The following is a 21,241-nucleotide window of genomic DNA, read 5'->3' on the forward strand; positions in this document are numbered from 1 at the left end:
GGTAGCCACTGGCTGGCTCGGCTGGTCGCCGGATCTGGCCTGGCGCACGCCCATGCCTGAGCTGTTCCTGGCCATGGACGCGAAGCTCGAATGGACGCAAATGACCAACCCCTTCGGCGGCAAGCCTGGCGGGAAGAAAGAGAAGCCGAAGCCCTCGACCGTGGCGGCGAAGTTACGCCAGGCGCTGACGGGGCGGCAGGCTGCGTAGCATTTTGATAATCTCCACCAATTACGGGCGAGGGATTGACGAATGAAAAAACTGATAGCGATGGTTCCGATATTGCTTACGTTGGCTGCTTGTGGGCAGTCAGAGGCGGAAAAAGCCAGGCATAAAGCGGAGATGACCGAAATACGATATCAGCGAGTGGCAAGGGAGTTTGTGTCAGGGGTTTTGAAGGATCCTGACAGCGCGCAGTTTCGTAATCAGCGTGGCTTTTGCGGTGAAGTGAATTCGAAGAATTCGTTCGGAGGTTATGCAGGTTTCAGAAGGTTTATCGCCGCAACCAAAGAAATGGTTGTTTTCGAGAACGACAACCGCATGAGCTCAAGTGAATTTGAGGCGGCTTGGTCGAAGCTTTGTCATTAGTGTTATCAACTTTACCACCCGCTCCGGCGGGTTTTTTTATGTCTGGAGAAAAGCATGGCCGATACCGACGTTCATGGGATGCTCGTCCGCATCGAGGCGACCACTGCCCAGTTGCGTCAGGAAATGGCGCGCGCGGATTCCAGCGTTGCTCAGGCGTCGGGCAAGATCGATAAAAGTCTGGGCCGCATTGACGAGGCTTTCGATCGGGCTGGCGAGCGGGCCCAACATGCTTCCGGAATGATAAAGACCGCGCTGGCGACAGCTATCGGGGCTGCGGGTATTGGGAAGATAATCGAGGCAGCCGATTCATACGGTCAGATGTCTGACCGTATCGGCATGGCTACCAGTAGCGTGGCCGAGTATGAGCTCGTCCAGCAGCGGCTACTGGAAACTGCCAAGCGCACATATCGTCCGCTGGCTGAAGCTCAAGAGCTTTACATCCGAACTTCAGACAGCCTGAAGTCGATGGGTTACAGCACCAGCCAAGCGCTGGACGTGATGGACAGCTTTAGTTTCCTTTTGGTGACCAACTCGGCTTCGGCTGATAAAGCCAGTTCAGCCATCGATGCTTATTCAAAAGCGCTACAGACGGGCAAGGTGGAGGCTGACGGCTGGCAGTCTATCTTGGCAGCTATGCCCACTGTGGTCGACACGATCGGGAAGTCCACCGGCAAAACATCGGAGGAAATCCGTAGTCTTGGAGCGCAGGGGAAACTCAGTCTAGACATTCTCACGACAGGCCTTCAAAAGTCTGCAGAGGCAAACGGCATCCTTGCCGATGGAATGAGCGTCGCGGTGCGCGATGCAGTGCAGAATCTGCAAAATGCGTTCACTTCCTATGTTGGAAAATTAAACGAGACAACAGACGCAACTGGCATTCTGGCCAGTGGTATAGGGGTAATTGGAGAAAACTTCGAAACCCTCGCGGATGTCGCGATCCTTGCTGCCATCGGTGCGCTGGCGGGATATGGCAGGGCTGCAGTTGGTAACGCAGCGGTGGCTGTCAAATCAGCGATCCAGGATGCCGCCGCGCGAAGAACGCAGGCGGCGTCTGTATTGTTGGTCGCTCAAGCTGAGCAGCAAAAAGCACAGACGACTGTATTTTTGGCGGAGAAAGAAGCGCTCGCCGCTCGTGGTACTGCTGTTCAAACTCAGATGTCACTGCAACTGGCTGAGGCTCGTGCCGTCGAAGCCCGCGCAACTAATGCGGTCGCGATCGCCCAAGCTGGAGTTCGAAGCGCATCGACGACACTGCTCGGCGTACTCGGCGGTCCGGCTGGCGTAGCGATGCTGGCAATTGGCGCAGCTACTGCGTTTCTGACTTTGCGTGACAATACTGGCTTCCTTGAGAAAAAACTCGGCGATCTCTCGGCGCCACTTGACGTTCTGATCAAGAAGTTTAACGAACTGGGTCGAGCGACTCAGGCGGTTACGCTGCGCGAACTTCGGTCTGAAATCGAAGAGACCCAGCGCAAGGTCGAAGAGTCTGCCGGTGCGATCGCAGACAAGTTTGAAAATAGTTTGCGGGGAGCTGGTGCCGCTGGACCAGACGCGGGACTTGCCGCCGGGTTCGTCAACCTGCCAAAAGATGCACAGGCTGCACTTGATATCGTCAAGAAGGCGTCCAAAGACTCTGCGGCCGGCATCGCTGTTGACTGGTCTGAAGTAGCGAACAAGGTTCGTGCGTTCCCGAATGTCGTTTCCGAATCAATGGCGCAAGGGATCGAGGAAAGCGCTGGCAATGTAGAGAAGCTGACGGCGTCGCTTTCCTCAAACCAAGCCGCGCTCTCTGCGTTCTCAGCGGAGAACAACAAGTCAGCCGATGGGCTTGGCCGTAACGCAGCAGCTGCGGCCGAGGCGACCGCAGCAGGCGAAAAGTATCTTGAACAGCTCGACAAACAGCTGGCTACGCTGCAAGACAAGACAGCGGCTCAAGCGGCGGAACGAGTAATTCTCAAAGAGAATATCGATACCCAGAGCGCCGTAGCTGCTTCTATTCGTGCGCGCGCCAAAGCTGTTGATGATCAAAAGGCCGCAGACGATGCCGCTGCCAAAGCAACGCGCAAGAACGCCGGCGCGTCCGAGTCTGCTGCGAAGCAGCAGCTCAAGGACTTTGAATCCGCCGAGGAAGGCTACAAGCGTCAGATCGAGCTGATCAACACCACCGGTGACAAACAGAAGGACGCCACCGAAGTTCATAAGCTTTCGTTCGAGCTTCAGGAAGGCAAGCTGGGGAAACTCAGCGAGGCGCAAAAGAAGCGGCTGATGGGAATGGCCGCCGAGCTCGACGCGCTGAACAAGCTGAAGAAGGCCAACGAAGACGACCTGAAGCTGACGGCGTTCAAGAACGCGCAGGCGCTGACTACTCAAACCACCCGGGACGGGTTCGACCAGGAACTTGCTGGCGTAGGCATGGGCGACAAGGCGCGCGACCGGATGCGCGCGGACTTGGCCATGCGCCAGAAGTACGCCGCCGACGTGGCTGCGCTCAATGAGCAGCGCAACACCGGGCAGCTATTGCCGGAACTGTACGCCAAGGAAACGCAGGTCCTGCAGGATGAGCTGGACAAACGGCTGCTCGCTCAGGAAGCCTTCTATGCGGCCACCGATGAGCAGCAAGCCAATTGGATGAATGGCGTCAACGAGGCTTGGGCGAACTACGCGGACGCCGCCAGGGACTACTCGCAGATCGCTGCCGATGTGACCTCGACCGCGCTGAGCACCGGGACGAGTGAGCTGGGCAGCTTCTTCGCTGACGTGGCGAGCGGCGCGGAAGACGCCGGCGATGCGCTGGGGGATATGGTCGGCAACTTCGCGAAGTCGATGCTCAAGGCGCTGGGCGACATGGCGGCGCAGTGGTTGATCTACCAGGGCGTGCAAATGCTTGTCGGTAAAACCACGCAAGCGAGTGCTGCGGGCACGCTCGGCGCGAACGCCGCGGCGATGTCGTTGCAGGCGGGTCTGAACGCTTATGCCGCGACAGCCGCAATCCCGATCATCGGCCCGGCCGCTGCGCCGGCGGCAATGGCCACAGCCCTGAGCGTTACTGGACCGCTAGCGTCCGCCGTTGGCATGACCGCAATGGCTGGCGCTGGCTTCATGGAGGGCGGCTACACCGGCGACGGTCGACGAGACGAGATCGCCGGCCCGGTGCACCGCGGCGAGTACGTGTTCAATGCCGACGCGACGGCACGTATTGGCGTGGGCACGCTTGAAGCGCTGAGCAACGGGAAAGCTGCTTTGGTCGGGCAATCCGGTTCGAGCGCGGGTAGTGGTTCGCCCGCGTCTGCGCCGGCGCCCATCATTTTCAGCGCGCCAGTGACCGTTCAGGCTCAGCCAGGCATGAGCAATCAGGAAGCACAGGCGCAGGGCGATTCGATTGGCGCGGCGCTTGAAGCTCGAATGGGACAGTTTCTTGATCGGGAGATGCGCCAAGGCGGGCGACTCTGGAGGCGAGGCTGATGGCCGAGGAATTTATCTACGATGTTGAGGTGGGCGCCGATGGCGACGTCTCCCAGCGGACGTGGGAAAACGAGTTTGGCGACGGTTATGTGCAGGCCGGCGGCATTGGCATCAACACGAAAAGCCAAGTCTGGAATCTCACGCACACCGGCTCGATGGAGCAGGGGGAGGAGCTGCCGCTGATCTGGGCGTTCCTCGATCGCCATGAAGGCTACAAGTCGTTCCTCTGGACGCCGCCTGGTGGCGTCCGTGGGCGGTATCGGTGCAACGGGTACAAGCCACGCGCTGCTGGACCCGGCCTATTCACCCTCACTTTCGCCTTCAAGCAGGTCTACACCCCCTGACTGAACGCAATGACTGACCCCGCCAAGTGCGGGTTTGTTGTTTCTGGAGTCCCATGAATTACAACGCCGATATTCAAAAGCTCGAGCCGGGCAACCAGATCCGGCTGTTCGAGCTCGACGCTACACGCCTGGGTGCGAACCTCTGGCGGTTCCACGGTCATGCACAGGAAGGCGACATTGTCTGGCAGGGGCAGCTCTACTCGCCGCTGCAGATCACAGCGAAAGGATTCGACATTCGCGGCGACGGGCGGCCCGCCGCGCCGACGCTGCAAATCGCCAACGAGCTTGGCGGCGTGCGCGGCGCGATCACGGCCCTGTGCTTGCAGTTCCGCGACCTCGCTGGCGCGAAGTTCACCGTCATCGAGACCTTCCGCCATTACCTGGACGCCGCCAACTTTGCCGACGGCAACCCCACGGCGGGCAATCAGAGCCGGAAAAACATCTGGTACATCGAGCAGAAAACCGAGGAGACGTTCGACTCGCTGACGTTCTCGATGTCCAGTCCTACCGACATGGAAGGGCAGATGCTGCCGTCCCAGCAGATCACCAAGCTTTGCCGGTGGGCGTGCCGTGGTGGTTATCGCGGTGAGGCCTGCGCGTACATGGGAGCTGCGATGTTCACCAAGAAAAACGAAACCACCGACAACCCCGCGCTCGACCAGTGCGGCGGGTGGTGGAGCAGCTGCAAGCTGCGTGGCAACACGCGTCGCTTCGGCGGTTCCATGGGTGCAAGCCTTATCGCAAGTTCGAGGTAGCCAATGCGCATCAATCAAAAGCTGCAGGACGAAATCCGCGCCCATGCGGAGCGCGCTTACCCGGGCGAAGCGTGCGGGCTGCTGGTGAAAACCTCGACCGGTCGCCAGTACGTGCCGTGCACGAATCGCGCGAAGTCGGATCGGGAGAATTTCCAGATCGACGAGCGCGACCAGGCTGCCGCCGAGGACTTGGGCGAGGTGCTGGCCATCATCCATAGCCACCCAGACAAGGCGCCCATGCCGAGCATGGCCGACCGTGTCAGTTGTGAGTTGCACGAACTGCCGTGGGGTATCGTCGGCTGGCCTGGCGGAGAGTTCGAGTGGTTCAAGCCGTCGGGCTTCGAAGCGCCGTTGCTGGGTCGCGATTTCTCCCACGGCCTTCTGGACTGCTGGGGTGCCTGCCGCGACTGGTACGCGCGCGAGGGCGGGCTGCGGCTTCCGAATTTTGAACGCCACGACCTTTGGTGGGAAGACGAGAACGGGCCGAGCCTGTACGAGGACAACTTCAAGGCCACCGGCTTTTACGAAGTTGAAGTGGCGCGGCGCGGCGACATGCTGGTGCTGCAGGTGCCGACGATCGGGCGGCCGTGTTTTCACCCAAATCACGCTGCCATCTATCTCGGTGACAATCCGCACTTTGCCAGCGAGCAAGCACCGGCGCTCGGTGGCTCAGGCCCATTTATTTACCACCACATGCCTGGCCGGCTCGCCAGCCGAGAGGTTTACGGCTGGTCGATGGCCAACCGCGTGAAACTGATCCTGCGACACAGGGACTACCGACCATGACCATGACGACCATCAAACTCGGCGGCGTTCTGGGCAAGCGCTTCGGTCGCGAGTACCGGCTGGATCTCTTCGGGTTCCGGGACGCGATGAGCGCGCTCTGCCAAATGAAGCCGGGGTTCGAGAAGTTCTTGCGCACCGCCGAGGAGCGAGGGCTGGTTTTCGCCGTGTTCCTCGACGAGCGAAACATCGGGGAGGAAGAGCTGGATTTGCGAGGTGCTGGCGCCAAAGTGATTCGCATCATGCCGATCATTCAGGGCAGCAAGTCGGCCGGTGTGTTCCAAACGATTTTGGGTGTGGCGCTGATCGTGGCCGGCTTGTTCACTGGCGGCACCACCTCCGCGCTCGGCATGGGGCTGCTCGCCACCGGTGCGGCTGTCGGCCTGGGCGGCGTGGTGCAGATGCTGTCGCCGACCACCAAAGCCAACACCGCCGACAAGAACGAGGACGGCAACAACCCCAGTTACGGCTTTGGCTCGGCAGTGACGACGATTGCTCAGGGGAACCCGTACCCGTTGCTGTACGGCGAGCGTGAGATCGGCGGCGCCGTAGAGTCCGGGGGCATTTACACCCAGGACAACGCCTGAATCATCAGGAACAACCAACCCGCTTCGGCGGGTTTTTGCATTTTTGGAGAAGCGCATGAGCGCAGTTGCGAAGAAGCGGAGAGCCGTCAGCGGGGCAAAGGGCGGGCAGTCCAAGCCAAAGCAGCCAAGCATTGCGTCCAACAGCGTTCCGTCGCTGGCCACCGCCCGGCTGGTGTACATCTGGAGCTGGGGCCCGATTGTTGGGCCGGTCGACGGCCTGCGCTCCGTGCGGCTGGACGGGACGCCGATCCAGGCGCAAGACGGGACGATCAACTACCCCGGCGTGAAATGGCAGTTCCGCTCCGGCGAGCTTCACCAAGAGCGCTTGGCAGGGGTCACCGAGTCCAGCAATGAAATAGCCGTCGGCCAAGAGCTGCGCACGTCGACGCCTTGGCTGTACAGCATCAACAACTCCATGATCGACGCCGCGCGCGTGCGCCTGAGCTGGCCGACGCTTCAATCTCAGGACGCCAGCGGCAACATCAACGGTGTACGGATCGACTACGCCATCGATGTTTCAACCGACAACGGCCCCTACGTGACGGTGCTGACCTCGTTTGTCGATCGCAAGAACGTCACCAAGTACGAGCGCTCCCACCGGATCGAGCTGCCGGACGGCAACCAGTGGACGCTGCGGGCGCGCCGGCTCACTCCGGAAGCCAACAGTTCGCTGGTGCAGGACAGCATGTTCATCGAGGCTGTCGCCGAACTGGTCGACAGCGATCAGGAATACCCGCTCACGTCCGTCGGTTGTATTGAGTACGACGCCCAGCAATTTGGCGGCGATATCGCAAAAATCGCTGTGCTGATGCGCGGCCGTATCGTGCGCGTGCCTGCGAACTATGATCCGGTAACGCGCACATACGCCACCGGCGGCACAGGTACCAGTGGCGGGATCTGGGACGGCACCTTCAAGGAGGCCTACACCAACAACCCGGCTTGGGTTTTCTACGACCTGGTGCTGCATCCGTATTACGGTCTCGGCGAGCGCATCGATGCGACGATGGTTGATCGTTGGTCGCTGTACCGGATCGCCCAGTACTGCGACCAGATGGTGCCGGACGGGAAGGGCGGGCAGGAGCCGCGGTTCACCTGCAACCTGTATTTTCAAAAGCAGGCCGAAGCGTACGCAGTGCTGCAGGACTTGGCTTCGATCTTTCACGGCATGGCGTACTGGGATGGCAGCCAGATCGTCGTCAATGCGGATATGCCGGGCGACCCCGTTTTCAGCTACAGCCCGTCGCAGATCCTCAACAACGGCGCCATCAAATACGACGGCACCCGCTGGCGCGATCGGCACACCACCGCGATGGTGTCCTGGGACAACCCGGCGCAGGGCTTCGAAACCGACAAGGAGCCGGTATTCGATAACGAAGCGATGAGCGAGCTTGGCTCCGTTCGCGAACTCAGCGTGGACGCGTTTGGCTGCACGTCTCTTGGTCAAGCGCAACGCGCAGGCCAGTGGGCGCTGGTGACTGAGCAGCTGCAGACCCGCGGGGGGACGTTCCGCGTAGGTCTTGATGGCGGCATCCCCAAACCCGGCCAAATCATTTCCGTCGGTGATCCGATGCTGGCGGGGCGAGCGAATGGCGGACGGGTATCTTCGGCGGCCGGTCGCGTCATCACCCTCGATCGCGATGTGACCGTCCCGACGGGCGCCAGGCTCTACGTCAACCTGCCCAGCGGCAAGTCCGAAGCGCGGGTAATCAGTTCGGTCAACGGCCGGGCAGTCACCGTGGCCGCGAATTACAGCGAAGTGCCAGAGCCGGAGTGCGGCTGGGTGATCGACTTCGACGACCTGAAGGTCATGCAGTTCTACGTCCGCAACGTTACGCGTCCCGAGTGGCATCAGTACCAGCTTGAGGTCATCCAGCATGAGCCGAGCAAGTTCGCGTTCATCGACAACGGCGCCGTCGTCGATACCCGCCCAATCAGTGGCATCCCGATCGGTACGCAAGAAGCTCCGGCGCGCGTGCTGATCAGCCAGAACGTGGTGGTTGAGCAGGGCATTGCCGTCACCAGCATGAGCATCGCATGGGACGCCGCACCCGGCGCGGTAGGGTATGACGTCGAATGGCGCTGGGGTGCTCGGGAGTGGATCAAGGTTCCGCGAACCGGAGAGCTGATGGTGGATGTTCGCGGGATTTATTCAGGGCAGTACTTGGCGCGGGTACGCGCGGTCAGCGCGATGAATGTCTCATCGGTGCCGACAAACTCGGTGCTGACGGACCTGCTGGGCAAAACCGGTTTGCCGCCGGCAGTGTCGTTCCTACGTACCGTCAGCAAGGTCTACGGCATTGGCCTTGAGTGGGGGTTTCCACCTGGTGCGGAAGATACTCAGCGCACCGAGATCTGGAACAGCAAGACCAACGACCTCGCCGCTGCTGTGAAGTTGGCAGACTTTGCCTACCCACAGGCAAACCACGAAATGCAGAACGTCGTCCCCGGTACCAGCCTGTTTTTCTGGGCTCGGCTTGTCGATCGAACTGGAAATGTCGGCCCATGGTTCCCCGCGGTGAACGGTATCAATGGGCAGGTAAGCATCGACCAATCCGAGTACGAGCAATATTTCCTCGGCAAGATCCAGGAGTCGGCGCTCGGCCAAAAGCTGCTTGAGGAAATCGGGAAGATTTCTGGTGACGGTGAAGGCTCGGTGAATGAGCGGCTTGAGCAGGCCAAGCAGGAACTGCAAGACCTGATCAGCGAAATCACCGACGCCATGGCGTATGACCCGACCAAACCGTACAGCAAAGGCGAGGTGGTCCGGCTTGATGGACGATTGTTCTCGGCGGTGAAGGCGGTGCCGGTCGGCACTGCTCCTCCGAATGCCGAGTTCTGGTACGACATGGGGACGATTGCCGAGACCACCAACGCGATGGCGCTGCAGATCCAGCAGCATTCGACCAAAATCGAAACCATCGACGGCAAGGTCACCGCGCAGGCGTCAACGATGCAGGCCCTGCAAGCGGCGTGGCGAGAGGATGACGGCACCGGCGCAATGAGCGAGGCGCTCAAGGCGTATCAGAACACGGCCAGCATCGTGACGAGTGAGAAGGTGATAGCGGAGGAGAAGCTTGCGTCAGCGACGCGCTTTACGTCCCTCGATGCTGCGGTGGGGAAGAATGCCGCCAATCTTTCAACGCTTGAGTCTGCGGTTGCAACGGACAAGGAAGCGACTGCGCAGCGCATCGAGACGATCTCGGCCACTGCCAACAATGCCACTGCAAAAGCCGAAACCGCGAGCACCGCTGTTTCCGGCTTGAACGGCAAAGTGTCTGCGCTGACGACCATCAAAACATCCACCACTGTTGGGAACAGGACGGTAATGGCCGGCCTCGCCATCGGCGTGGAAGGTGAACAGCAAGAGTCGCAGATCCTTGCCTTCGCCCAACGGTTCGCGATCCTCGATGAGGTGAGCGGCCAAATGATTGCGCCATTTGTTGTGCAGGGTGGCCAGGTGTTCATGAACACTGCAATCATCAGCCAAGCCTTCATCAAGGAGCTGGTCCTGGGCATGACGCTGCGATCGGCGGCTCTCAACTCGCAAGGGTTGCCGCTGCTGGAGATCAATATACCGGCGGGTACGTTCACGCTTCGTGGCCAGTCCAGCACCGGTTATACGTTGCTGAACAACAACGGCATCTACGTCTACGACTTGAACTACATCGAGCGTGCAGCGCTCGGGAAGATGACGTGATGGATTACTACGGTGCGAGAACGAAAGACGCGATGGGTCGGGTGACGCTTGAGTCATCAACGATGACAGTCCGGTCGATTGTGACCAGGCAAGTCACCGTGCCGCCCATCACCAGCGACTTCACCAGCTTCATCAGCATGCCTGAGATCACCGCGCAGTCGTTTGTATGCGTGACCCTCGCCAGCCACACGAATGAAAACCTCGCTTTGCCCGCTGTTTTCTGGTCGGCAGGGCAGCTCAGAGTTCGGCGGGGTCCGGGTCTGGTGCTCAACGTGTTTATTCTGACTTACCAATAGGAGGCGGCATGGACTATGGATTCAGGTCGCGTAACGGCCAGGATTTCTTCCAGATCGACAGTGACAACAAAGTCTTGAACGTGGCGGCATCTGGCAGCTACGCCATCGGGAAAACCCCCACGTCATCGACCACGATCACCACGGCGGTGATCACTTACCCAGCACCAATAACAACTGCCGAAGCGCCACACGTGTTCTTGAATCCGAACAACCACGGCATGTATCACACGCTGATGCAGACCGGCGGCCCGGGCAACTGGACCGGGTTCTACTTCAAATTGCACCTGATGGCGCCCTTCAACAGTACCGACTGCAGTGGGCGTTGGCTGGTCGCTACATTCCGGTCCACTTCACCACCCAATGAATACGATCTGCGTTTACGCAATGCTGCAAATGAGCAGATTTTTGTCGGTGCGGACAATCTTCTGGTGATGACCGGCTTCCCTATCAACGAGGGATGGTCGCTGGACAATCGCGGGGGCGAGGTATCCGGGGTTTATTGGAGTGGGTGCCAGATGCCATGGACGGGGTCGTACGAGGACTATTTCCTCGCCTCTACGTTGCTTGGCGGGAAAATCTACAACGGCAACTCGACGCTTGAGACGCCTTGCGGCTTCCATGCCGGCATCCGCACAACACTCAACGGCTACGTCGGGGCGATGGTCAGTTCTGAGGGAGGCACTGCCAAAAACGGCAGAACCACTTTTGCAGCACGACCCATGCGTTCGCTATGAGAACCCGGGCCCGCCCAGTGCGGGTTTTTTATTGACCAGAATTAGGATACTTCCATGCCGTGGCTTAGAGGTGGAACTGTTGCCGTCACCAACGGATCAACGACCGTTGTCGGCACGAATGCAGATTTTGCTGCTAATGCAAAAAATGGTGACGCATTTGTCGGCCCGGACGGTGCGAACTATGAAATTGGCAACGTCGCCAGCGCCACTGTCATCTCCATCATTCCGGCTTATAAAGGGCCAACAGCAAGTGGTGCGGCATACGCGATCATGCCCGTTCAAGGGTATCCGAAGGCGCTCGCTGACGCGTTCAGCGAAATCAATCGGCAATGGGGCGCGACTCTTTCCGCGCTCGGAACCACTGGCAACTATGACGTCCTGCCCACGCAAAAAGGCGGCACAGGCATTACAGACCTGTCGATATTCATGCAGGGATTACTCAATGATGCTGATGATGGTGCCGCTAGGCAAACATTAGGCGCTGCGAAGTCGGGCGCCAACAGTGACATCACTTCCTTGTCAAATCTGACGACAGCACTGTCTCTCGCCCAAGGCGGAACCGGCGGTAAGAATGCTCCTGACGCTCGCACCGGGCTCGGGCTGGGAACTGCTGCTGTAGCGGCAGTGCTTGGCACGGTCTCACAAAACGCCGGCGTTCCTACTGGTGCAATTTTTGAATCCGGCTCGAGCAGCGCCGGATCATGGGTGAAGTTTGCGTCAGGTCTGATGATCACTGCGCAAACTCTCAGCCTAACCCCCGGCTGGTCGGCAGTGGCAGCGAACCGCTTTTCCGGGCCAATAGTCGGCAATATGCCCGCATTGTTTTCCGCCGCACCGCTGCTTTTTGTTCAAGTGCGAGACCCTGCTGCAGCGGGACGTGCAGCATGGTGCCCCTTGGCAGAAGCCACCAACGGCAACACGTTCAGTCTGTTTCTCGCCTCCCCGGCATCGTCGACTGTTACTTCGAGCGTGGCATTCAATATTTTTTCGATTGGGAGATGGTTCTGATGAGGATTGATCTGCAACCCATCCGTAGTGATGCTGAACTGAGCGTTGTCCGCATCGGTGACGCGCTTGTGGTAAACGGCGAGACCTTCGATTTTTCCCCCATTCAAGAGGGCGATACCTTGCCGGCCACGGCGATCAGCTCATCCTGGTTCGCGGGACAGGTTGATCGAAAGAGCGGGGAGCTTGAGATCACAATCTTCCTTCCGCTACCCATCAATTTCAGTCCAGAGCAGGCGTACCCGGAACCTTTACTGAGTGTTCCTGAGGGTGTGGTGAGTTTGCCGCAACCACTGGCGGATCCAGAGCAACCCACGGAGGCAGCCAAGTGAATATCGATTGGAGCAAATTGATCACCAAGGCGATGAAGGATGCTGTTCAGGCTGCCGAAGCGCTGGCGCTGGCAAAAGCTGAGCTCGCCGCTCGCAACAGTGCAGCGGTGTCGCAAATTGCCCGCATTCAGGATCGAATCGACACGATCGGATTCGGTATCGAAGTGGGAGAGGCGACGGCTGAGGATGAGGCAGAGCAGGCCGCGTTGCTGGTCACGCTCAAAGCGTGGAAAACCTATAAGTTCGCGCTGGGCAAGGTGACCGTTCAGCCGACTTGGTATCAGGCGCCGGTATGGCCCGTTGAGCCGTCGATTCCGGAAATCATCGCCGCGCCTTTGCTTAGCGGCCCCGACGCAGCCTGAACCTCATCGAACACCGAAACCCGCCATCGAGCGGGTTTATTTTTGCCTGGAGAAAAGTTATGACCGTTACCGAAAGAGACCGCGACATCCTCGCCCGTACCTTGTGGGGTGAGGCGCGCGGGGAAGGAACGGCCGGCCAAGTGGCCGTCGCTTGGACGATCCGAAATCGCGTGTTCGACGGCAAGGAAAAGTCGTGGTGGGGCGAGGGTTACGCCGGAGTCTGCCAGGCGAAGTACCAGTTCAGCTGCTGGAACAAGACCGACCCGAACTATCAGTTCCTGCTCGGCGTGAAGCAGATCCCGTTCCGCGAGCTGGCGCAATGTCGGATTGCTGCTGACCAGGTGATCGACGGCAAGGTGGCAGACCCTACCGGAGGCGCCACCCACTATTACGCGACCAGCATCAAGGCGCCGGCGTGGGCGGCGAAGGCCAAACAGACACTGAAGCTCGGGCACCACATCTTCTTCAAGGACGTACCGTGATGGTCGCACCGTGGAAATCGCTCGGCGTGCTGGCGCTGGTGCTCGCTGGCTTCGGCAGCGCATGGCAGCTTCAGGACTGGCGCTATGGCCGGCAGTTAGCCGTGCAGGCCAAGTTGCACGGCGAGGCGCTTAACCAACTTGCCACAGCCGGCGCCAATGCGCAGAAGGCCGAGCAGGACAGGCGCCTGGCGCTTGAGCAGAGGCTGGCGGCAAGTGAGAAAACCCACTTCGAGAAAATGACCGATGCTCAAAAGAACCAAGATCGTCTGCGCGATCGCCTTGCCACTGCTGATCTCCGGCTGTCAGTCCTCATCGACGCGGATTCAGCCAGTGGCTGTGACGTGCCAAAAGCCACCGGCGCCGGCGGCGTGGATCATGCAACCGTACGAGCCCGACTTGACCCAGCGCATGCTCAAAGAATTATCGCCATAACCGACACCGGTGATCGAGGACTGATCGCGTTGCAGGCTTGTCAGGCGTATATAAAAACGATGGCCCAGTGACCGTCGCTTGCGGTAACGAAAATGAGATATCAGACATCAGCGGGGTTTAGAGTCCTATGCCGCAAGTTCTCGTTGGATGGAATTTATAATGCTAAGCAATTCGTTCGTGTTCTTCACAAGGCCCACAGCATCTCTTTCAGACAATGTGTCGTCCAAATAGTAATCAGCTCTAATACGCAGCGTATGGAGTGCGTTGATTCTAGCTCCAATTCTCCGAATGATTTTCTCTCTATCTTTGTTTTCGCAAATAAATTCTGCGAGAGACTCAGAGAGTTTAAGGTGGGTGGAGCCTTTTATGTTGCTTATAGGCAGCTCAAGAGTTTGTTCGGCAAATGATAAGGTCGCATGGTAAGCGCTATAATAAGATCTGCTAACGATCGTTCTATAGTCAAATTCGCCAAGGTCCTGCTGCTTCAAAAGATTGGAGCACCAAGTAAGAAAGCATTCAGACGTTATAGGCATTATGTTCCTCCTTGGCGACCTCTTCGGCTTTTTCAGATGCGACAAATACGAAAGACAGATCTGCCATCAGCGGGGAGAGACCGTCGTCAACAATCTTGTCACACAACGCGAAATTCATGTCTGCAATCAGATCAGCAGAGGCGTCGATGCCCGCATAAAACGTCAGAGTAGATCCGCCAAAAGCTCCAGTGTGTCTGAACTGGCCATCATGAATCGACATTCCGTGTTCAATGCAAACTATTTCAGCTGCCGAATAAAATTTATTTGCATCTTGATAATCTATTTCGTGCCAATCGAAAAGATTTATTAGTTTAAGGCCGGATCGAACCTCGGGCATGCCCGAATAATCAGTCTTCCCCGTCGCTTTAGCGAAAAGTTCAACAGCCTCTTCAAGATCATCAAGCTTGAAAGTGATTTGCGCGTTGTTAGCCACTTCTCTTAGCAGGCTTTCCGACACCCGAGTTAAGCGCATTGCCTTCATGTATTCGACTTGAGCTTCGTTCAATCTGTGAAGTCTGCTAAGAGAGTTCGCAAAGTTCTCGTGCATATCTTCATCGTTAGGCGAAAGTTCCAAAATCCTTTTGAACTTCGACGCAACCCCGACATAGTTTCTTTCGAGCGTATAAAGGATTGCTTCGCATAGCATCGATCCAACGAGGTCGACATTAGCCAGCTTTTTTATCTCGCGGCGCAGCCTATTCTTAGTGAACGGGTCAGGGTCCTGCTCTGTGCGAGAGTAGACATTCAATTCGTCTAGAATTGTCCCCATCAGCGTCTGCGGTAAAACCATTCCTGTGCTCCTGGCAAGCATCCATCGCTACGGCGTTTTCCACCACTCTCGTCCGTGTGAACGAGCATCCGTGTGTACGACGTTAGCCTTGCCCCTCGTAACAAGCAATGCTGTACGAATGACCAAGCCCTTTTTTTTTCCAAAACGATTCCTGCTGAGCTTCGCAGGTACAGCCCGAAGCTGTCATTAACCTGTCATAGCCGAGCCAAAACAACCCATTTAGGCACAAAAAAGGCACTTTGCGTGGTAGCTAAGTGCCTGATTTGTAATGCTTATTTGGTGGAGCCGGGGGGATTTGAACCCCCGTCCGCCAGTACTCCGCTGTCGGTACTACATGCGTAGCCGTGTCTATTAAGTTAACCCTCAGCGACCCGACGGGCAGGGTGCTTTGGGCGAGTTGTGTAAGTTTTAGCCGCTTCGTCCACAACGTACTGCACGGCGATTCTGTTCTATATGACAATCATTTCGGGTTTACAGACATCCCCTGATGATTGCTGGACCCGAAGGTACCAGGAGCATTGTCAGCTGCAATTAAGCAGCGAGAGCAACACCGTATTGGTCGTCATTGGCAACTATAAGTAGTTGCAACAGTGGATTTACGACTTCTGTTACCAAGTCGGCATGCACCTAGAGTTTCGCAACCGGCGTCGAATCCTAAACGGCCCCGAACTCATTGCCCGGTGAATCTGTTCGGGCAACAAGCGTGCACAGTGTACGTCAAAAAGGGTTGCAGGCCAACCCGCAGGTTGGCCTTTGGGACATCAGTTACGCGTCGGGTTACGGATCTGCATCTTGCTGATGATGCCGTTGGTGATCTCGATGCAATCCTTGTCGTTGCCGGACGCCTGGGCCGCAGTGGCTTTTTCCTGTGCTTCCTTGATGTTATTCATGGAGCTTTCAGGAAGGGACGGCTGGCTGGTGACGAAGTCTTTGATGCTTTGAAGATTCCCGGCACAGAGGTCTTTGTCGGCCGCGAACACCGGCGAGGCCAGAAGTGCACCAGTGATAAACAATCCAGCAATTGCAGAATGCTTCATGGGTATCTCCTTGAACGATGGGGGCTCGGTGCTGCCGGACGGTCTGGCCGCGATGCCGAGGTCAAGACAAGCGAGGTCAGTATAGGACCTGTCTGGTTGACCGCTTCGCTGCGCAGGAATTCGGTTTTATTTGCAACGAATATCAAATGGCCAGATCGGTCGGCCAGGTGCCGATGCAGCCGACCTGTAACAGGTCGGCGCATGAATCATTTTTTGGTGTCACCGGTAGCGTTCTGGATGTCCAGCAGGGTTTGTTGGGTTTCAGCGAGGCAGTCGTCAATCTTGCCTTGTGCTTTCAGCGCGCGAGCTTTGCTGACACTGGCCGAGACGCGCGCATTCAGATCCGATGACGTCTGATATTGCGTCTTGGCGCTATCGATTCTCTGCAGATTGGCATCGCACAAATCGGCAGGTTTTTCAGCGGCGAACGAAGTGGACGCCATCATCGAGGCAGTGACAAACAGACCTAACATTACAGAGCGGTTCATGTGTATCTCCTTGAACTGAGGGTTCAGACTTCGCTGACCGTTGAACAGGCCCCGAATGGTCCGGGGCATGTGCAGTGGACTACCGCCTCGCTCAAGGGTTCTGATTTTTTCCTCTGCAGGCTTTTGCCCGTGTCACCCGATCCACCAGATAAACCAGCCCGTGATAGTCAATGCCACCGTGCTGGGTCAGGCCGATTTCGCAGGTGCGGCTGGTGGAAATACCCTCGCTGCAGTGCTGCACGGCGTCCTTGAGCGTTCGCAGCGAATGGCTGTTCAGCTCCGGTGTGGTGAAGCCTTTATCGCCGGCAAAACCGCAGCAATGTATGCCTTCGGGAATCACCACGGTGTTGCTGCATTTGCGTGCCAGATCGATCAGTGCCTGGCTCTCGCCCAAGTGCTGAGTGCTGCAGGTCACGTGCACGGCAATCGGCGCTTCCTGGGGTGTGAAGTCCAGACGATCCAGCAGATGCGTACGGATGAAACGCACCGGATCGTACAGATCCAGGCGCGTTTCGCCGATGTCCTGAACCAGCCGCAGCGTACACGGGCTGGTGTCGCAATAGATCGGATCGAGGCCGCCGCGGCTGGCGTGGAGCAGAGCGCTGATCAGCTCCTGGCGTTTGTGCTCGGCCTGTTCGGCGTAGCCTTTTGAGGCGAACGGCTGACCGCAGCAGAGGTTGTCCTGGTTGTCGGGAAAGACTACTTGATAGCCGGCTTTTTCCAGCAGGCCACGGGTTTTGTCGTACAGCGACATCTGTTCTTTGTCGCCTGCCGCCGGGCCCATGACCCGCGAGACGCAAGCTGCCAGATAAACCACGCGCGGGCGCTCGTCCGCCACGCTCGGGCTGAAGCGAATGGCTTTTTCCGGTTGTGGCATGGCGTTGGTCCACAGCGGCACCTGGCCTTTGGACAAGCGCGTCAGCGTTGCCGACAGTTTCGCCAGACGCGGCGCGCCGAGCATCATCCGCGCGCCGTTGGCGACGTGCAGGGTGAAGCGCGCGCCTTGCAGGGTCTTGGCGAAATTTTCTTCGATCCAGTCAGCGGTTTTCTGGTGCGTGGCGTGTCGGCCACGGAGCTTTTTAACCAGTTCGCCGGTGTTGATGCCTACAGGACAGCGTTGCGCGCACAGACCGGTCGCGGCGCAGGTGTCGATGCCTTGATAGTCGTAGGCTTTTTCCAGTTCGGTGGTGTCGACGCCGGCGCGCTTTTTCGCCTGGATATCGCGCCAGATCACGATGCGCTGGCGCGGGCTCAGGGTCAGGCCTTTCGATGGGCAGACCGGTTCGCAGAAACCGCACTCGATGCACTTGTCCACAATCTCGTCAGCCGCCGGCAGCGGTTTCAGGTGCTTGAGGTGGATCTGCGGATCTTCGCTGAGCACCACGTCCGGATTGAGAATGCCGTTGGGGTCGAGCAGGCGTTTGAGCTGCCACATCAGTTGATAGGCGTCGCTGCCCCATTCCAGCTCAACGAACGGCGCCATGTTGCGGCCGGTGCCGTGTTCGGCCTTCAGCGAGCCGCCGAATTCCACCGCGACCAGTTGCGCGACGTCGTCCATGAACGCTTGGTAGCGTGCGATTTCTTCCGGGCTGTTGAAGCCTTGGGTGAAGACGAAGTGCAGATTGCCTTCCAGTGCGTGTCCGAAAAGGATCGCTTCGTCGTAGGCATGTTTGTCGAACAGCTCGATCAGGCGATTGACGCCGATGGCCAGTTGTTCGACCGGGAAGGTCACGTCTTCGATGATCACCGTGGTGCCGGTTTGGCGCACGGCGCCGACGGCGGGAAAGGTGTCTTTGCGGATGGCCCAGAGTCGGGCGTTTTCCGCTGGGTCTTCAGTGAAATCGACCTGCTTCTCCACGGGGAAATCGCGCAGGGACGCCATGATTTGCGCCAGTTGTTCCTGCAGCAATGTTGACGAAGCGGCGCGGGATTCGATGAGCAGCGCGCAGGCATTTTCCGACAGCCGCTGTACGAAAGCCGGCATACCCTTTTTGTCTTGCACCGAGCGCAGACTGCGTCGGTCGAGCAACTCCACCGCTGACACTGGTTGGCTTTTCAGCACGGTGACCGCGTTGCAGCAGGTCTCGACATCGGGGAACACGATCAGCGCCGAGGCCTTGTTCGGGTGATCGATGACGGTGTCGTAAGTCACCGCGCTGATGAAGCCGAGCGTGCCTTCGGAGCCGACCAGCAGGTGGCTCAGGATATCCACAGGCTCGTCGAAATCCACAAGGGCGTTGAGCGACAGGCCGGTGGTATTTTTCAGACGGTATTTGTGGCGGATTCTTGCGGCCAGTACGGCGTTGGCGCGGGTCTCGCGGCCCAATGTCGCCAGGCGTTCGAGCAGTTCACCGTGGCTTGAACGAAATGCCGCGACGCTGGCAGGGTCTTCGCTGTCGAGGCGCGTGCCGTCGGCCAGCACCAAGCGAATCCCGGCCAGCGTGTGGTAGGTGTTTTGCGCGGTGCCACAGCACATGCCGCTGGCGTTGTTGGCGACGATGCCGCCGATCTTGCAGGCATTGATCGACGCCGGATCCGGGCCGATCTTGCGCCCGAACGGTGCCAGCCAGGCATTGGCCTGCGCGCCGATCACCCCTGGTTGCAGGCGGATCTGCGTGCCCTGGCCGCGAATTTCGCGGGCGTTCCAGTTATCCCCAAGCACGATCAGCACCGAGTCGCTGATCGCCTGCCCGGACAGGCTGGTGCCGGCGGCGCGGAAGGTCACCGGCACCTTGTCGCGCTGGGCCAGTTGCAGCAGCGCCACGACTTCGTCTTCAGACTCGACGCGGATCACCAGTTTCGGAATCAGTCGATAGAAACTGGCGTCGGTGCCGAAGGCCAGGGTCGACAGCGGATCGTCGAAGCGCCGGTCTGCTGGAATCAGTCGCTCGGCATCTCGCAGGAAAGCAGCAGGAAGACTCATTGATCCTCCAGAACCAGCACGACCAGATCTTTCGGGCCATGCGCGCCATACGCCAGCACCTGTTCAATATCGGCAGTCTTCGACGGGCCGGAGACCAGCAGCGCATTGGTCGGCATGCCTTGCGCCCATTCGAATTCCTCTTGCACCTGATAGAAGTTGTCGCGGATTTCGCTGGCCTTGAGCAGGGCGAAATGCACCGGCGGCACCAGGCTCATCAAGCGCGGTTCTTCACGGGTTGGCCAGATGATCAGGCTGCCGGTCGCGGCGATCGCACCGAGGGTGCCGGTGAGGCTGGCCGGGGTGTCGTTGAACAGCTCGGCTTTCCACTCTTCCATTGGCCGGTCGTAGGACTTTAGTGCTGGCAGTTCGGGCTTGTTCGCCCAGTGCTGTGTGATGCGTTGTCCGTGGGTTGTTGTCGGAGCGACCAGCAGGCTCGGCAACTGGCGGTCACGCAGCAGTTGCGCCAGCAATGCTGGCCACTCGGCGCCCGAGGTCAGGTGGATTTCGGTGTGCACCGCTTCCATCAGTTTGCGCAGTTGCGGGATGCGCTGCTCGGCGCTGTAGGTGTAGGGCTGGGTGACCAGATCGACATCGAAGTTGTCGGCAATTGGCGTGGTGCCGGTCAGACTTTTCCGCAGCTTGCCGAGGATGTTTTGCTTGGCGCTCATCGACGCTCTCCCTGTTTGCCCAGATGTTCGCGGGCCATGTCATGCAACGAACGCGCGGCCGGTTTTGGTGCGCTGTGGTTTTGCGTCCATGGGCCGACATTGCTCGGCGTAAGGGCGCGCAGGCGCGTGGCGAAAAAAGCGAACAAGCGGTACAGCGTCGGCGAGCTGTTGAGTCTGGCCCAGGCGTTCCAGATGAAGCGCTCCTTGCGCGAATACTTGCTGCCCTGACCGCGCATCACCTGATTCGGTGCGTCCGGGGCTTTGACGTTTTCCTCGCGCAGGCGGCGCAGGATCGCCGGGATCGGAATCTTCACCGGGCAGACTTCACCGCAGGCGCCGCACAATGATGATGCGCTCGGGTGGTCGGGGACTTTGGCCAGGCCGACCATGTGCGGGGTGATTATTTTGCCGATCGGCCCCGGGTAGACCTCGCCATAGGTGTGGCCGCCGACGCGGGTGTAAACCGGGCAATGATTCATGCAGGCGCCGCAGCGGATGCAGTTCAGGGTCTGGCGCAATTCGCTGTCGGCGAAGGCTTGGCTGCGACCGTTGTCGAGCAACACCAGATGCACTTCCTGCGGGCCGTCGAGTTCATGTTCCTTGCGCGGGCCAGAGATCATGTTGACGTAAGTGGTGATCGGAATGCCCAGCGCCGAGCGCGTCAGCAGTGACAGCAGCGGCACCACGTCGCGCAGGTTTTCCACGACCTTTTCGATGCCGGTGACGGCGATGTGCACCGGGGGAACGGTGGTGGTCATGCGCCCGTTGCCTTCGTTTTCCACCAGCAGCAGGGTGCCGGTTTCGGCGACGGCGAAGTTGACGCCGGAGACGCCGATGTCGGCTTCGAAGAATTTCTGCCGCAGGACCCTGCGACCGATCTGTATGATTTGTTCAACGTCCTTGGTGTATTCCACGCCAAGTTTGTCGTGGAACAAGGACGCGACC

The 21,241-nt window shown here is 58.8% G+C and carries 21 protein-coding genes and 1 other RNA gene; 15 read left to right on the forward strand and 7 right to left on the reverse strand.

The window, feature by feature from the left end; all coding sequences use genetic code 11:
* Window positions 1–52 precede the first annotated feature (52 nt).
* Genes ACIGDJ_RS14665 through ACIGDJ_RS14735 form a run of 15 tightly spaced genes read left to right on the forward strand, consistent with a single transcriptional unit; the run spans window position 53 to window position 13,928 of the window.
* Window positions 53–208: a hypothetical protein gene (locus ACIGDJ_RS14665; protein ID WP_397478844.1), complete on the forward strand. Its 156-nt coding sequence runs from the start codon at window positions 53–55 to the stop codon at window positions 206–208.
* Between the two features lie 42 nt (window positions 209–250).
* Window positions 251–586, forward strand: coding sequence for a hypothetical protein (locus ACIGDJ_RS14670; protein WP_397478845.1), 336 nt, complete (start codon window positions 251–253; stop codon window positions 584–586).
* Between the two features lie 54 nt (window positions 587–640).
* Window positions 641–4,048, forward strand: a complete 3,408-nt coding sequence (locus ACIGDJ_RS14675) for a tape measure protein (protein WP_397478846.1) — start codon at window positions 641–643, stop codon at window positions 4,046–4,048.
* Window positions 4,048–4,392 carry a phage tail protein gene (locus ACIGDJ_RS14680; protein WP_397478847.1) on the forward strand — a complete coding sequence of 115 codons (345 nt, stop codon included), beginning with the start codon at window positions 4,048–4,050 and terminating at the stop codon, window positions 4,390–4,392. Before ACIGDJ_RS14675 ends, ACIGDJ_RS14680 begins: the two co-directional genes overlap by 1 nt.
* A gap of 53 nt (window positions 4,393–4,445) precedes the next feature.
* A complete protein-coding gene (locus ACIGDJ_RS14685; protein WP_397478848.1) occupies window positions 4,446–5,147 on the forward strand; it encodes a phage minor tail protein L in 702 nt (233 codons plus the stop codon).
* Window positions 5,148–5,150: 3 nt separating this feature from the next.
* The gene (locus ACIGDJ_RS14690; protein WP_397478849.1) at window positions 5,151–5,933 is read left to right on the forward strand and encodes a C40 family peptidase; all 783 of its coding nucleotides are present in this window, start codon (window positions 5,151–5,153) and stop codon (window positions 5,931–5,933) included.
* Window positions 5,930–6,517, forward strand: coding sequence for a tail assembly protein (locus ACIGDJ_RS14695; RefSeq protein ID WP_397478850.1), 588 nt, complete (start codon window positions 5,930–5,932; stop codon window positions 6,515–6,517). The genes ACIGDJ_RS14690 and ACIGDJ_RS14695 overlap by 4 nt, the downstream gene beginning before the upstream one ends.
* A 55-nt stretch (window positions 6,518–6,572) precedes the next feature.
* Window positions 6,573–10,214: a host specificity protein J gene (locus ACIGDJ_RS14700; protein WP_397478851.1), complete on the forward strand. Its 3,642-nt coding sequence runs from the start codon at window positions 6,573–6,575 to the stop codon at window positions 10,212–10,214.
* Complete coding sequence (locus tag ACIGDJ_RS14705) at window positions 10,214–10,510, forward strand: hypothetical protein (protein WP_397478852.1); 297 nt, start codon at window positions 10,214–10,216, stop codon at window positions 10,508–10,510. The genes ACIGDJ_RS14700 and ACIGDJ_RS14705 overlap by 1 nt, the downstream gene beginning before the upstream one ends.
* A gap of 8 nt (window positions 10,511–10,518) precedes the next feature.
* Window positions 10,519–11,244, forward strand: a complete 726-nt coding sequence (locus ACIGDJ_RS14710) for a hypothetical protein (protein WP_397478853.1) — start codon at window positions 10,519–10,521, stop codon at window positions 11,242–11,244.
* 54 nt (window positions 11,245–11,298) lie between these two features.
* A complete protein-coding gene (locus tag ACIGDJ_RS14715) occupies window positions 11,299–12,252 on the forward strand; it encodes a hypothetical protein (protein ID WP_397478854.1) in 954 nt (317 codons plus the stop codon).
* Window positions 12,252–12,581 carry a hypothetical protein gene (locus tag ACIGDJ_RS14720; RefSeq protein WP_101158940.1) on the forward strand — a complete coding sequence of 110 codons (330 nt, stop codon included), beginning with the start codon at window positions 12,252–12,254 and terminating at the stop codon, window positions 12,579–12,581. The genes ACIGDJ_RS14715 and ACIGDJ_RS14720 overlap by 1 nt, the downstream gene beginning before the upstream one ends.
* Window positions 12,582–12,613: 32 nt before the next feature.
* The gene (locus ACIGDJ_RS14725; RefSeq protein ID WP_397478858.1) at window positions 12,614–12,943 is read left to right on the forward strand and encodes a phage tail protein; all 330 of its coding nucleotides are present in this window, start codon (window positions 12,614–12,616) and stop codon (window positions 12,941–12,943) included.
* Between the two features lie 59 nt (window positions 12,944–13,002).
* Window positions 13,003–13,425 carry a cell wall hydrolase gene (locus tag ACIGDJ_RS14730; RefSeq protein WP_397478855.1) on the forward strand — a complete coding sequence of 141 codons (423 nt, stop codon included), beginning with the start codon at window positions 13,003–13,005 and terminating at the stop codon, window positions 13,423–13,425.
* Window positions 13,425–13,928: a lysis system i-spanin subunit Rz gene (locus ACIGDJ_RS14735; protein WP_397478856.1), complete on the forward strand. Its 504-nt coding sequence runs from the start codon at window positions 13,425–13,427 to the stop codon at window positions 13,926–13,928. Before ACIGDJ_RS14730 ends, ACIGDJ_RS14735 begins: the two co-directional genes overlap by 1 nt.
* 445 nt (window positions 13,929–14,373) lie before the next feature.
* Here the strand turns inward: ACIGDJ_RS14735 and ACIGDJ_RS14740 are convergent, their stop codons facing one another.
* The 7 genes from ACIGDJ_RS14740 to ACIGDJ_RS14770 all read right to left on the reverse strand — a co-directional run.
* Window positions 14,374–15,180: a tetratricopeptide repeat protein gene (locus ACIGDJ_RS14740; RefSeq protein WP_397478857.1), complete on the reverse strand. Its 807-nt coding sequence runs from the start codon at window positions 15,178–15,180 to the stop codon at window positions 14,374–14,376.
* A 277-nt stretch (window positions 15,181–15,457) separates the two neighbouring features.
* Window positions 15,458–15,846, reverse strand: a transfer-messenger RNA (tmRNA) gene (gene ssrA, locus ACIGDJ_RS14745).
* Between the two features lie 95 nt (window positions 15,847–15,941).
* Window positions 15,942–16,217, reverse strand: a complete 276-nt coding sequence (locus ACIGDJ_RS14750) for a hypothetical protein (RefSeq protein ID WP_101158109.1) — start codon at window positions 16,215–16,217, stop codon at window positions 15,942–15,944.
* A gap of 206 nt (window positions 16,218–16,423) precedes the next feature.
* The gene (locus tag ACIGDJ_RS14755) at window positions 16,424–16,705 is read right to left on the reverse strand and encodes a hypothetical protein (protein ID WP_101158107.1); all 282 of its coding nucleotides are present in this window, start codon (window positions 16,703–16,705) and stop codon (window positions 16,424–16,426) included.
* Window positions 16,706–16,796: 91 nt separating this feature from the next.
* Window positions 16,797–19,628: an FAD-binding and (Fe-S)-binding domain-containing protein gene (locus ACIGDJ_RS14760; protein ID WP_397479537.1), complete on the reverse strand. Its 2,832-nt coding sequence runs from the start codon at window positions 19,626–19,628 to the stop codon at window positions 16,797–16,799.
* Window positions 19,625–20,296: a lactate utilization protein C gene (locus ACIGDJ_RS14765; protein WP_397479538.1), complete on the reverse strand. Its 672-nt coding sequence runs from the start codon at window positions 20,294–20,296 to the stop codon at window positions 19,625–19,627. Before ACIGDJ_RS14765 ends, ACIGDJ_RS14760 begins: the two co-directional genes overlap by 4 nt.
* Window positions 20,293–21,241 (reverse strand): LUD domain-containing protein (locus tag ACIGDJ_RS14770; protein ID WP_397504566.1); only part of this gene is annotated, 949 nt, incomplete at its 5' end. The genes ACIGDJ_RS14765 and ACIGDJ_RS14770, both read right to left, overlap by 4 nt.

It is taken from the genome of Pseudomonas sp. NPDC079367, from assembly GCF_044542195.1.
GTDB lineage: Bacteria > Pseudomonadota > Gammaproteobacteria > Pseudomonadales > Pseudomonadaceae > Aquipseudomonas.